The organism is Jejudonia soesokkakensis, assembly GCF_042664795.1.
GTDB lineage: Bacteria > Bacteroidota > Bacteroidia > Flavobacteriales > Flavobacteriaceae > Jejudonia > Jejudonia soesokkakensis.
Genome location: NZ_JBHTBN010000001.1, coordinates 485,061 through 499,195, shown reverse-complemented (window position 1 = coordinate 499,195; position 14,135 = coordinate 485,061). Strand labels below are relative to the sequence as shown.

8 protein-coding genes and 2 tRNA genes are annotated in these 14,135 nt (G+C 37.5%); 6 read left to right on the top strand and 4 right to left on the bottom strand.

Features of this window, described 5'->3' with window-relative positions; translation table 11 throughout:
* The coding region (locus ACFQO1_RS02285) for a beta strand repeat-containing protein (protein WP_380216303.1) at window positions 1–4,604 on the bottom strand (4,604 nt) is incomplete at its 3' end.
* A 650-nt stretch (window positions 4,605–5,254) separates the two neighbouring features.
* Between ACFQO1_RS02285 and ACFQO1_RS02280 the strand changes: the two genes are divergently transcribed.
* Window positions 5,255–5,377 (top strand): hypothetical protein, encoded by a 123-nt coding sequence (locus ACFQO1_RS02280; RefSeq protein WP_380216301.1) that lies wholly within the window; start codon window positions 5,255–5,257, stop codon window positions 5,375–5,377.
* Window positions 5,325–5,846, top strand: a complete 522-nt coding sequence (locus ACFQO1_RS02275) for a hypothetical protein (protein WP_380216299.1) — start codon at window positions 5,325–5,327, stop codon at window positions 5,844–5,846. The genes ACFQO1_RS02280 and ACFQO1_RS02275 overlap by 53 nt, the downstream gene beginning before the upstream one ends.
* Before the next feature lie 347 nt (window positions 5,847–6,193).
* Here the strand turns inward: ACFQO1_RS02275 and ACFQO1_RS02270 are convergent.
* From ACFQO1_RS02270 to mutS, 3 genes are all read right to left on the bottom strand, one after another.
* A tRNA-Leu gene (locus tag ACFQO1_RS02270) sits at window positions 6,194–6,279 on the bottom strand.
* A 16-nt stretch (window positions 6,280–6,295) separates the two neighbouring features.
* Window positions 6,296–6,368: transfer RNA gene (locus tag ACFQO1_RS02265), tRNA-Gly, on the bottom strand.
* Between the two features lie 230 nt (window positions 6,369–6,598).
* Entirely contained in the window at window positions 6,599–9,214 is a 2,616-nt protein-coding gene (mutS, locus tag ACFQO1_RS02260) for a DNA mismatch repair protein MutS (RefSeq protein WP_380216298.1), read from the bottom strand.
* 322 nt (window positions 9,215–9,536) lie between these two features.
* Here mutS and ACFQO1_RS02255 point away from each other — a divergent pair, with 322 nt between their 5' ends.
* The 4 genes from ACFQO1_RS02255 (at window position 9,537) to ACFQO1_RS02240 (ending at window position 14,135) form a co-directional block, all read left to right on the top strand.
* Window positions 9,537–10,439 (top strand): pseudouridine synthase, encoded by a 903-nt coding sequence (locus ACFQO1_RS02255; RefSeq protein ID WP_380216296.1) that lies wholly within the window; start codon window positions 9,537–9,539, stop codon window positions 10,437–10,439.
* 336 nt (window positions 10,440–10,775) lie between these two features.
* On the top strand, window positions 10,776–12,227 hold the full coding sequence (locus ACFQO1_RS02250) for an arginine decarboxylase (protein ID WP_380216294.1): 1,452 nt from the start codon (window positions 10,776–10,778) through the stop codon (window positions 12,225–12,227).
* Window positions 12,228–12,235: 8 nt separating this feature from the next.
* Entirely contained in the window at window positions 12,236–13,168 is a 933-nt protein-coding gene (gene speB, locus ACFQO1_RS02245) for an agmatinase (RefSeq protein WP_380216292.1), read from the top strand.
* A complete protein-coding gene (locus tag ACFQO1_RS02240; protein WP_380216290.1) occupies window positions 13,158–14,135 on the top strand; it encodes a deoxyhypusine synthase family protein in 978 nt (325 codons plus the stop codon). Before speB ends, ACFQO1_RS02240 begins: the two co-directional genes overlap by 11 nt.

The window sequence follows — 14,135 nt, the reverse complement described above, 5'->3', positions numbered from 1 at the left end:
ACATTCGGGTTTGGATCCTGAGCGTCTGGATTCCCATCACCATCATCATCTAAATCACACGCATTAGCAATACCATCAGTATCAAACTCAGGGCCTTCTTCAGTATAATCTGCAGTTGCGTTAGTATCCGTATCTGCAGGGAAGGTAGATGAAAGGGCTGGATACGCTCCCGAAGCAGTCACTGCTCCGTTGGCATCTACTCCGCCACCTGATAATGTAAGTGGATCACCCGTTCCATACTGTCCGCCATCACCACCATCGGCATTACTATCGTTATACGCCTCATTGGCATCACTACAACCATCTTCATCACTATCTACATCTAAAAAGTCTGGAGTTCCAGGTGTGGGACCACTATCGGTCGGAGTTACTATACCAGCCCCTCCATTGGAAGAATTCGGAACACCATTGTTATTGGTCGTATCACCATCGGTATCATCTGCCAAACCATCATTGTTAGCATCCGTTCCGCCTGTCTCTGTTACATCATATAACCCGTCATTATCACTGTCAAGATCGAAGTGATTTGGTACTCCATCGCCATCAAAATCATACGCCGGATCTAACATATCACACACTCCATCATTAGGCGTTGTATCTACACAAGCAGCCGGAGTTCCATCTCCACGATCATCAGCATCCTGCCAGTTAGGGATCCCATCACTGTCATTATCATCACTCGGATCTAAACCTAAATCATTCTCTGCAGTATCTAATATTCCATCGTTGTCATCATCTAAATCTAACCCATCTGGTACCCCATCATTGTCATTGTCTGAACCATCCACAGTAATTGTTACCGTAGTAGTCATACATACTACATTGTTTGGAGCTGTTGTAACTCCATCATCACTACATACCTCATAGTAAAATGTTACTTCTCCATCTTCCGCAGCATCCGGAGTATACGTAGCCGTACCCGTTGCAGGATCAAACACTACTGTTCCCATAGCCTCCGTAAGACCTGGTGCAGCTACAAAAGCAGCCAACGTAATGCTCGTCGTTCCTACATTGTTCGTATCGTTATTCGGTAAGTAATCATCATTGTCTAATACATTTACAGTAACCGGAGTCATAAAATCTGTCATCCCAGTATCTGGAGCAACCGTTGCAACATTCGGGTTTGGATCCTGAGCGTCTGGATTCCCATCACCATCATCATCTAAATCACACGCATTAGCAATACCATCAGTATCAAACTCAGGGCCTTCTTCAGTATAATCTGCAGTTGCGTTAGTATCAGTATCTGCTGCATCGACTGCAGTCCCATAAGTAGCACCAATTACGGTACCATCAGAATTAACACCTACTTGCGGTTCGCCAGTTCCAAAAGAACCTCCGTCGCCACCATCTGCATTTGAATCGTTAAAAAATTCATTAGCATCACTACATCCGTCTTCGTCACTATCTAAATCAAGGAAATCTGTAGTGCCGGCCGTTGGACCACTATCGGTCGGAGTTCCTCCGCCTGTAGCTGGAATACCAGTGGTTGCATTAATTGGACCATCTGCAATTCCATTATTATCTCCATCTGGGAATCCAGCTTCTAATACGTCATATAATCCGTCATTATCTGAGTCCAGGTCTAAAAAGTTTGGGATACCGTCATTATCAAAGTCATAAACATCTTGTATACCGTCTCCGTTTGCGTCTGCCCCACCATAAACAGTTGTACTTCCATCTCCTAATGTATTTCCAGGATCATCGTCTGTATCATCCATAAAATTAGGAATACCATCTCCATCTTCATCTCCATTTGGATCATTCCCGCCACTTTCAGCAGTATCAATAATACCATCATTATCATCATCATCATCACAACCATCTGCTAGTGCATCACCATCATTATTGGTGTTGTCATCAAAGCCTGGGCATTCATCTAAATTGTCTGGTACGCCATCACCATCTTCGTCACCAAACGCAACCATAATAGTAGCAACAGCAGTATCACATACATCATCGGTTGTTGTACCTGGACTATCTCCATTTACATCATTGCAAACTCGGTACTCTATAGTAACTGTTGTGCCACCTTCAGCAAATGTAGGCGTATACGTAAGTTCTCCAGTGGCAGGGTCGTATGCAATCGTTCCCATGGCAGTTGTATTTACCCCAACTACCGTAGTAATATTCGTTACACTTGTAGCGCTATTATTATTTGGATCTCCGTTATCATCTGTATTATCGGTAAAATCATCGTTGCTTAAAATTTGTATCGTTGAAGGAAGTCCAGCCGTTGCATTTCCACTATCGTTTATGGCAGTTGGTGTAGCGGGGTTTGGATCTGTCACATCTGGATTTCCATCATTATCACTATCTGGATCGCAAAAATCTGCTATACCATCAGAGTCAGAATCTGACCCAGCATTTGTTGTGTCATTGACATTTGTAGGATTATATGGCGCTGCGGATACAGTACCATTACTACTGTTAGTAGGTGGAGGATTTCCTGTTCCAAAATACCCATTTCCATCAGCATCAGTCCCTACTGTTGCATATGCTTCATCTGCATCACTACAACCATCGTTATCACTGTCTGAATCTCTATAATCTGGAATTCCATCACCATCGCTATCAGGTAATGTCACTACACCTATTCTGTCATCCGTACCATCATTATTTGCATCAATAAAACCTGAATCTGTAGAGTTAATAACACCATCATTATTGGTGTCAAAAGCTCCTAAGCCTGCTTCAATAACGTCATAAATTCCATCATTATCTGCGTCTAAATCCAAATCATCATTAATGCCATCATTATCAGTATCTGTATTACAAACTCCAGGACTTACAAAAATAATATTATCTAGTGCGTAGTATTCGACATCTGAGCATGAACCTGAATTTCCTCCATTTACAAATTCCATTCGTATGGCAATTTGGTCTAAATCCGCTAATACTGCTGCCACTGAAACAGCTCCATTATTCAATGTAAAATCTGTAGTGTCTAGATTAAAAGTAAAGGTGTTCCAAATTCCATTTTCCCAATTAGCATATTCTGAACCAGGAGTAGAAGGGTTACCATTTACTCCACCAGTATTTCCACCAGGCGTTCCGGTTAAAGGTCTAGTTGCTCGAATAAATCCTCCGCTTGTATCATAAAGTATTACTTCTACATCACCACCACCCCAATTTGGGTCACCAGTGTATCCTACTCTATAGTTATAAGCGTCATATTGAAATTGACCACCTGCAGCTCCAGATGCATTTAAACCCCCAAAATTTGGACTTCGTAGCCACATATTTCCACCTGTATCATCTGCATCTACAATATAATTTGTACCTGTCGGACTTGTACCAGCAATATTTAAATTTGCTGGCCCATAAATATCAATATCACAAAAAGGCGTGCCTGTAGTAGCATCATTTGCATGTGCTGCCGGGTCTGAAATTGCCGGTAAAGTGTTATTATTTAATGTAAACCATTCTTCTGCAGTTTGATTAAAAGTGAAAGAGGAATCACATGGGTTGTCTGCATAATCTGGAATTCCGTCATTATCATCATCACTATCACAACCATCTGGCACACCATCACTATCTGCGTCAAGATTATCGTCGTTTCCAGGACATATATCTATATCGTCTGTAAATCCATCACCATCAGTATCTGGAATAGGTGTTATCGTTGCAGAAATGGTTGCCGGACTAGAAGTAGCTCCTAATGCATTACCATCAAGTGTATAATCATCATCAATAGTGTATGTAATACTTTCTGTTCCTGTAAAATTTGAATTTGTTGGAATAAAAGTAACATTCCCCGATCCATCTACAGACCAGTTTCCATTAGGAGAAGCGAATGAATTTTGAATACCAGATGTCGATGGATCTAAGTCAATAGTACTCAGAACAATATTAGTATTATCGGAATCGTTTAAGGCTACATTTACACTAGGATTGTTACCAATTACAACTGTATCTGAATCATTATTAGCAATTGGGACTGGGTTAATCGCATTTAACGATACTGATAAATTTACACATTCGACACTTGAAAAACCACTAGGCCCATTATTACCAGGTGTAAATTCAAATGACATATTATTTGCATTGGCAGTAAATCTTAGCGAATTAGTACCCCAAACACCAGAAACTTCTTGTGGAACAGAGTTTACGTTAACTTCGGGTAAAGTACCTACTTGAAATTGATAAAAATCAATATAAGCAGGGCTATAAGTAGTGGTTAATGCAGTAAGAGAATAAACGTAAATCTCATATTCAGCACCAGGAGTTAAACCGGTAATAGTTGTACCCATTGCTTCTTCAGTACCGCTAGAACCTAGGTCACGTAAAGTAATCCAATCTGTATGACCATTAGGAGGTAACGGTAATGGGGCAGATGTCCACGCATCTCCACCACCTAGTGCACCTGAAGCTGCTGCTTGGCTATCATTTGACATGTCTGGAGTACCAATATTCAGTGTCCATCCATCTGGAACACATCCAAAACAAGGTGAACCAGCTACTCGGGTATTTGAAGCAGGTATACTCTGTCCCAGACTCAAGAATGAAATAAAACCCATTAAAAAGGTAATTATTAACCTCTTTTTAAGATTGACAGATGTATATATTTTTTTTAAGACAGAAGAAATAGTAATGTTTCCCATAGTTTAATGGTATATGTTAACTCAAATTTATTTTTATGATAAAACAGAAAATTAAAAAGCTATAGTTTTGGATTGGAGTCCATTTTTATTAACGCAATCTATCGATTAAACGCAAATAAAATCGACAAAGTAACATGGCAAATATAAAATATTAATGTTAATAAATTTTTAACAAATCTTAAACATGCCTAAAACAGTGCGATTTCGATTACTTTTTCGATAAGATGCAATTTTAATCGTTAAACTGCAAGAAATAATCTTTATAACTCAGTATTTTCCTACAGATAATTATAGCTATTTCATGAAATTTTACCGACCAACAGCCATATTTATAGATGAAATACGAGAAAAAAACTCTAAATTGAAAGATTATCGTACAGGTAAGAGCATAAAAAATGCAAAAATAATTGTATCAAAATATGTAATTGAAGATTACATATGTAAGTAGCATCTTCTAATAAATTTTTTGGATTAATAAAATGTTAATAAAATTAAATATTAAGGAAGCTTATTGTCATTTCACCGATAATATTTACATTTGAACGAAAAAACTTACAAAAATACGGAAAACATAGTTTTTTTGACCTATTCAAAATTTAGAAACATTCTTATAAGTTTGAGCCATATTAATAACAATAAAACTCTGACTTATGAAAAAATTTATGTTAATTGCAACCATCTTAGCTTTTGTTACAAGCTGTTCTCCAGAATCCCTAACAAATGATGACCAACAAATCGATAAAAAACAATACGAAGTTCCGCCAAACGGATAAAAAACGCTCTATAATTATTGGGGTGTTGCTGTCAATATTATTAACAGCAACACCTTTTTTATTTTATATCTATCAATTTGCACCTGCAGACAGCAAAGAATGGGAAACAAGTTTTGGAACAATTAGAGCAAACGGATTTAATAGTGTCCAATCGTTTATGCACGCTGTGTTCACAAAAGCTACTTTTGTATTATTATTAGGAATTTGGTTTTTGACTGCCAGAAACTGGTGGAAATACGCTATACTAATTCCTTTAACAATGTTCCTCTTTCAGTTTGTAGGGGTTCTAAATGTCGAACTAGCATATATAGATGAATATGATTTTTGGTATTCGTTACCCATCATAACACCTATTATACTTTTTCTTATTTTTATTTCTATTAGACTTTCCAGTAAGCAAGATATTTCGGCCTCTTTAAAACGAGAAGTAGATGATGAAATTCAGAAAATGTTAAGCGATGATCTTTAAACTTGAAGTTTAAAATTATAAACTTTACAACTTCACTAAATAACGGGAATTACTCACTTGCACTCGCGAGTCCCGCTACAACAGAGTCAGAATAAAAACCAGATCCGCTACAAAGCGAATTCTTTTTTTCATATAAAAAAGGTTGCTGAAGCAAGCTTCACACTAAATGAAAACGGGAATTGCTCACTTGCGCTCGCGAGTCCCGCTACAACAGAGTCAGAATAAAAACCAGATCCGCTAAAAAGCGAATTCTTTTTTTCATATAAAAAAGGTTGCTGAAGCAAGCTTCACTCCTTTTTTATACGAAAAAAACCAGATCATTTCTGATCTGGTTTTTTACTCATCTGTACTGAAGACGGGACTTGAACCCGTACGGGCATTTCTGCCCACTGGATTTTAAGTCCAGCGTGTCTACCAATTCCACCACTTCAGCAATTATTGGTATTTTGAGCGAAAAACGGGATTCGAACCCGCGACCTCCACCTTGGCAAGGTGGCGCTCTACCAACTGAGCTATTTTCGCATTTTAAAACGAAATTAGAAATGCAAGGTATCGCTTATGCATTCCTCTCAGTCGTACCTCCATCGTCGGATGCAAGTCTGAGCAATTTTCGCGAAACAGTAAAACAATTTATTTTTACTAAACTCCTAGTAGTAATTTCAATTGCTTTTATAAAGAACGTTTCACTTCTTATTAGAAGCGGGTGCAAATTTAAAATTTTTACTCCAATAGAAAAGCGTTTTTTAGAAAAATTATTTTTTAAATTTTACAGAAGCATTTCGCTGTAACATTCGCTTGATTTCATTAAGCTTCATTAATGCTTCTACTGGAGTTAATGTGTCAATATCTATATCTATAATCTCATCACGCAGTTCTTCCAGTAAGGGATCATCTAATTTAAAGAAACTCAGCTGCATTTCGTCTTTGGCTATATCTTTCATTTTATCTGAAAGTTCTTCTGAAGAATGTGACTTCTCCAAACGCTTTAAAATTTTATTAGCCCTATGCAGAACTGCCTGCGGCATCCCTGCCATTTTTGCAACATGAATTCCAAAACTATGATGCGACCCTCCTGGAACCAGCTTTCGAAGAAATAACACATCATCTTTTAATTCTTTAACCGAAACATTATAGTTCTTAATTCGGTTAAATGTTTCGGTCATTTCGTTAATCTCATGATAATGGGTTGCAAAAAGTACTTTTGCCCTCGATGGATGTTCGTGTAAAAACTCACTTATCGCCCAAGCGATAGAAATTCCGTCATAGGTGCTGGTTCCTCGGCCTATTTCATCCAGTAATACCAATGATCTTTCAGAAATATTATTTAAAATGCTAGCTGTTTCATTCATCTCGACCATAAACGTCGATTCGCCCATAGAGATGTTATCACTTGCTCCTACCCTAGTAAAAATTTTATCCACCACACCCATACGCACTTCTTTAGCCGGCACAAAACTTCCCATCTGAGCCAACAAAACTATCAAAGCAGTTTGTCGTAAAATTGCCGATTTACCGCTCATATTAGGCCCTGTGATCATAATAATCTGCTGATTCTCTCTGTCAAGAAATACATCATTGGCTATAAAAGGCGCATCTGGCGGTAACTGTTTCTCGATGACCGGATGGCGTCCTTCTTGAATATGTAAATCTGTTGTTTCATCAAAAATTGGTCGGGTATAGTTTGCTTCTGTTGCATGAGTAGCAAATGATGCCAGGCAATCAATTTCTGCAATACCAGATGCGTTTTGTTGTACTATCCCTATAAACTGAAGCATCCATTCTACCAAAGCTGCAAAAATTTCCTGTTCAAGTGTAGTAATTTTTTCTTCGGCACCTAAAATCTTTGCTTCGTATTCTTTTAATTCTTCTGTAATATATCGCTCTGCACTTACTAAAGTCTGTTTGCGAATCCACTCCTGAGGCACTTTATCTTTATGTGTATTTCGCACCTCTATATAATACCCGAACACATTGTTAGAGGCAATTTTTAACGAGCTTATCCCTGTTCGTTCTGTCTCTCGCTCCAGCATTTTATCCAGATACTCCTTCCCTCCTTTTGAAATAGCTCGTAATTCATCAAGTTCTTCATTAAAGCCAGCAGCTATAGTGTTTCCTTTTAAAATATTTACCGGAGCCTCTTCTTGTAAGGTTTGTTTTATTTTGTTCCGAAGGGTCTCACATTCATTTAATTTTTCCCCTAACACCTGAAGCGATTCATTTGTTGCTTTTGAAATTTCTCCTTTTATAGGCAAAATAGCTTCCAACGAATTTTTTAATTGAATTACCTCTCTCGGATTAATTTTCCCGGTGGCTACTTTACTTATCAATCGTTCTAGATCACCAATACGCTTAGTGCTGGTTTTAATTTTTTCTAAAACTAAAGCATGTTCCAAAAAATATTGGACCACGTGGTGCCGTCTTGTAATCTCCTCTACATTTTTTAAAGGAAGCGCCATCCAACGTTTTAACATGCGACCGCCCATGGGAGAAATGGTCTTGTCTATAATATCCAGTAACGTAACTGCGTTTTGCTGATTGGAATAATACAGTTCTAAATTGCGTATGGTAAACCGATCCATCCAAACATAAGCATCTTCAGCAATACGCGAAATTTTTGTTATATGATTTAATTTGTTGTGCTGTGTCTCTCCCAAATAATGTAAAGCAGCTCCTGCAGCAATAATACCTTCTTCAAAATGACCGACTCCAAATCCTTTTAAGGTTGTAACCTCGAAATGCTTCAGTAGATTTTCTTCGGAATAGTCTTTCTGAAAAACCCAGTCTTCGAGATGAAACACATGAAATTGATCGCCAAACGTTTCAGAAAATAGCTTGCGCTTTTGTTTGCTGAAAAGAACTTCACTCGGATTAAAATTTTGAAGCAGCTTATCAATGTATTCTGCAGATCCTTCCGAAGCTAAAAACTCACCAGTTGAAATATCCAAAAATGAAACTCCTATCTTCTTACTTCCAAAGTGAATAGCTGCTAAGAAATTATTGGATTTCGACGATAAGATATCATCATTTAAAGACACACCTGGTGTTACCAATTCTGTCACTCCTCTCTTTACAATCGTCTTGGTCTGCTTGGGATCTTCTAATTGATCGCAAATTGCCACACGACAACCCGCCATGACTAATTTAGGCAAATAAGTATGTAAAGAATGATGGGGAAATCCTGCCAACTCAATATGATCTCCTCCATTATTTCTCGCAGTAAGTGTGATGTTTAAAATCTTTGCAGCACGCACCGCATCTTCCCCAAATGTTTCGTAAAAATCACCTACTCTAAATAACAATAGCGCATCAGGATACTTTGCCTTGATGGTATTATATTGTTTCATTAAAGGTGTTACTTTCTTTGCCATCCTGTGCCAATAAAGGTTGTTTTAAAAAGAATAAGGTATTCCTTCGCATTTATTCAATTTAAAGGGATATAAAAATACAGTTATTCTCTTGTTTTATAAAGCAGGTTACTGTCCTATTATTCCTCATTTATTAACAAAAGTTCTTGGCAATTAGATCTTACAATACCACTAAAACTACGTTAATACAGTGTTGTAGTTCGCTGCATAACTGTATCTTTGCAAAAAATTAAAGCACTACTTGATAGTGTTTATATACGAAATTAGAGGCACTCGCCTAACACCGAGTTTTGACGAGACAGAAAGAAACGAGTAAGAAAAAATTATGAGCAGACAAGACAATAGCAGAAAAGGAAAAACTTCAGGGAGAGGAGCACAGCATAGCAAAGGTAAAAGCAGTGCACGAGGAAATGCACCTTTAAGAGGGGAAGGAAGTAAAAAATCTTCAGCTCGTGGCAATGCGCCCGTACGACCAAAATCTGGAAAAAGCACTACGCCTTCCACTAGTAAAAAACCAACATCAAAGCGTGAAGGAATTCGACTAAACAAATACATTTCGAATAGTGGTATTTGCTCACGAAGAGAAGCAGACACTTTTATCGCAACTGGTTTGGTTACTGTGAACGGAAAAGTGGTGAACGAAATGGGATACAAAGTAAAACTGGAAGATGATGTGCGCTTTGATGGGCGTCGTATCAATCCAGAACCTATGGTTTATGTATTACTTAATAAACCTAAAGGATTTGCAACCACGACGAGTGATTCGAAAGGCTCAACCGTGATGGACCTTGTTTCCAATGCAACTTCGGCTCGCATTACACCTATAGGAAGATTGGGCAGAAATGCAACTGGTCTTCTGTTTTTTACCAATGATGATAAACTTAAAGAAAAGCTGAGTAAAAAAGGAATGGAACGACTGTTTCACGTAGAACTTGACAAAAACTTGAAAGCAGCAGACTTACAAAGCATTAAGGATGGACTCCTAATTGATGGTAAAAAAATAGAGGTTGAAGAAATTAGCTATGTTGAGAATCAGCCAAAAAAGGAAGTGGGAGTACGTATAAAAAACATGGGTAACAGTATTATTCGCGATTTGTTCGATCACCTTAATTACAATATCGTACGTCTTGATTGTGTAACGCTGGCGCACCTTACTAAAAAGGATTTGCCTCGCGGTCGCTGGAAGATTCTATCCAAGGAAGAAGTTGAGCTTTTTTCAATGCTCTAAATTTTTCATAAAAAAGAATGCAGATTTAAAAAATAATCTACATTTGTCACGTTTTTTAGCTGAACATCTTGAATTCTGTTTGTATGTTCGGGTTTTTGAAAGCAAGGAAGTCATTTTCAAAAACATTCTGCAAGGCAGAAAACCGAATTTTAAAGCTAACTTCCGTTTTTACAACCTCAGAAGGCCCAGTCATTAAAACTGGAGGCTCTCTTCAACGTTTCTTTTGGTTAAACCCAATCCGTATCTGATTTTTTCAGGTTAAATTTATGTTATTCTGTTGATTTCCTTCGGAAACAGCTTTCCTATTAGTTAAATTTATAGTTCAAACAAAAAATAATGAACACAAAATATATCGATCTAATTGATCAAACCTACCATTTTCCTCAACCTGAATTTAATTTAAAGGAAGATACCCTCACATTTCATGATATCGATTTAATGGAACTCGTAGAAACCTACGGTGCCCCTTTAAAATTTACGTACCTTCCAAAAATTAGTGACAACATTCAAAGGGCAAAACAGTGGTTTGCTACTGCAATTGAAAAAAATGATTATAAAGGAACTTATAATTATTGTTATTGCACCAAAAGTTCTCATTTTAAGCATGTTTTAAACGAAGCCTTAAAAAACGATATTCATATTGAAACGTCTTCGGCTTTTGATATCGATATCGTTGAAAACCTTAAAGCGCAAGGAAAAATCACCAATAAAACCTTTGTTGTTTGTAACGGTTTTAAACGTGATCAATACGTAAAAAATATTGCAAGACTTATCAATAATGGACATGAAAATTGCATTCCTGTTATAGATAATTATGAAGAACTTTCTTTACTTTCAGAAGAAATCAACACCGATTTTAAAGTAGGTATTCGAATTGCATCAGAAGAAGAACCTAAGTTTGAATTCTATACGTCTCGTCTAGGAATTGGGTATAAAAACATAGTTCCTTTCTACGAAGACCAGATCAAAAACAACGATCAGGTTGAACTTAAAATGCTGCATTTTTTCATTAATACGGGAATACGGGATAATGCCTATTACTGGAACGAATTGGTAAAGTGTCTAAAAGTGTATACCCGATTGAAAAAAATCTGTCCAAGCTTGGATAGTCTAAATATTGGAGGAGGGTTTCCTATCAAAAATTCTATGGCGTTTGAGTATGATTACGAGTATATGATTGACGAAATTATTAACCAAATCAATATTACTTGTACTGAAGCCGAAGTTCCTGTTCCTAATATTTTTACAGAATTTGGAAGTTTTACCGTAGGAGAAAGTGGTGGAGCTATTTATGAAATACTCTACCAAAAACAACAAAATGATCGTGAAAAGTGGAATATGATCAACTCTTCTTTTATCACGACCTTACCAGACACCTGGGCAATTAGCAAACGTTTTATTATGATGGCTGTAAACCGTTGGAATGATGAGTATGAACGGGTTTTGTTAGGCGGGCTCACCTGTGATAGTGACGATTATTATAATAGTGAACAACATATGAACGCAATTTATTTGCCTCGCTATAAAAAAGAGAAACCTCTTTATATTGGTTTTTTTAACACAGGGGCTTATCAAGAGACCATTGGTGGTTTTGGAGGCCTGCAACACTGCCTAATTCCTAGTCCGAAACATATTTTGATCGATAAAGACGAGAATGGCAAGATCACTCACAAATTATTTGCTCCACAACAAACGAGTGATCAACTTCTAAGTATTTTAGGCTACGGAAAGGTTAGTCCTACCGAAAACAATATAAACACACATCAACCAGAATTTTCAAATAAATAATTGTAACCATGAGTACCAACACCTTCGCTGGCATTCCAAAGGAATATGCAGCATTAGAAACTTCAAAAATTGTATTAATCCCGGTTCCTTATGACGGAACGAGCACCTTTCAAAAAGGTGCAGATAAAGGACCTGAAGCTTTTTTACATGCTTCGGAAAATATGGAATTGTACGATATTGAAACCGAAACTGAGGTTTACAAACAAGGAATTCATCTTTGTGAAGCTATTACAGAAAACAGCTCTCCAGAAGCGATGGTAGCTGCAGTACACGCCAAAACAAAAGATCTAATTTTACGGAACAAATTTGTAACCCTTTTTGGGGGAGAACACAGTATTTCCATTGGAAGCATTCGAGCTTTTAATGAGTGTTTTGATGACCTTACGGTGTTGCATATTGACGCACACGCAGATCTTCGGAAAGAATACGAAGGCACAAAATGTAATCACGCTTGTGCTGTGTATGAAGCAAGCCAAAATACCAATCTAATACAAGTAGGAATTCGAAGCATGGACATTGCCGAAACGAGCGTGATGGATACCGACAAAACATGGTTTGCACATGATATGGCAACCGATGAATACTGGATGGATAATGTAATTGAAGCACTTGGAGAAAATGTTTTTATTACCTTCGATCTGGATGCTCTAGATCCTTCAATCATGCCTTCTACAGGAACCCCAGAACCTGGTGGCCTTTTTTGGTATGAAACACTCGACTTTTTAAAGCAGGTGTTCGAAGAAAAGAATGTGGTAGGATTTGACATTGTAGAATTAATGCCTCGGGAAGAAGATAAATCTTCAGATTTTCTGGCAGCCAAGCTATATTACAAAATGCTAAGTTATAAGTTTGCTGGGCAGGACGAAACAGAAGAATTTGAGAGTAATTTTTCAGAAAAGAATACACTAACAAAATTTAAAGACACTAATAATGAGTCATAGTAAAGGAGCAATATCAGAATTTATTCAAAAATATTATTTACACTTTAATGCTGCTGCGCTAGTAGATGCTGCAAAAGGGTACGAAGACCAGCTTAACAATGGCGCTAAAATGTTAGTGTCCTTGGCAGGTGCGATGAGTACGGCAGAATTGGGGAAGATATTTGCCGAAATGATTCGTCAGGATAAAGTGCAAATCATTTCCTGTACAGGTGCCAATCTTGAAGAAGATATTATGAATCTGGTCGCACATAGTCACTACAAACGAGTGCCTAATTATCGGGATCTGACGCCTCAGGAGGAGTGGGATTTACTAGAAAAAGGCTTGAATCGGGTAACCGATACTTGCATTCCTGAAGAAGAAGCTTTCCGAAGAATTCAAGAGCATATCGTAAAAATATGGATGGATGCTGAAGCAAAAGGAGAACGGTATTTGCCACATGAATATATGTACAAATTATTGCTTAGCGGAGTATTAGAGCAATATTATGAGATAGATTTGAAAGATTCATGGATGTATGCAGCTGCAGAGAAAAATTTACCTATTATTTGCCCAGGATGGGAAGATAGTACGATGGGAAATATCTTTGCAAGTTATGTGCTAAAAGGTGAATTAAAGGCTTCCACCATGAAAAGTGGAATTGAGTATATGACCTTCCTTGCCGACTGGTACACAGATAATAGTGACAACGGAATTGGATTTTTTCAAATTGGTGGAGGTATCGCAGGAGATTTCCCCATCTGTGTCGTGCCAATGTTATACCAGGATATGGAACGTACAGACACGCCTTTCTGGAGTTATTTCTGCCAGATAAGTGATAGTACCACAAGCTACGGAAGTTATTCTGGTGCCGTTCCAAACGAAAAAATCACCTGGGGAAAACTGGATATTAACACTCCAAAATTTATAATAGAAAGTGATGCTACCATTGTAGCTCCTCTAATATTCGCCTATTTATTAGGCATGTAA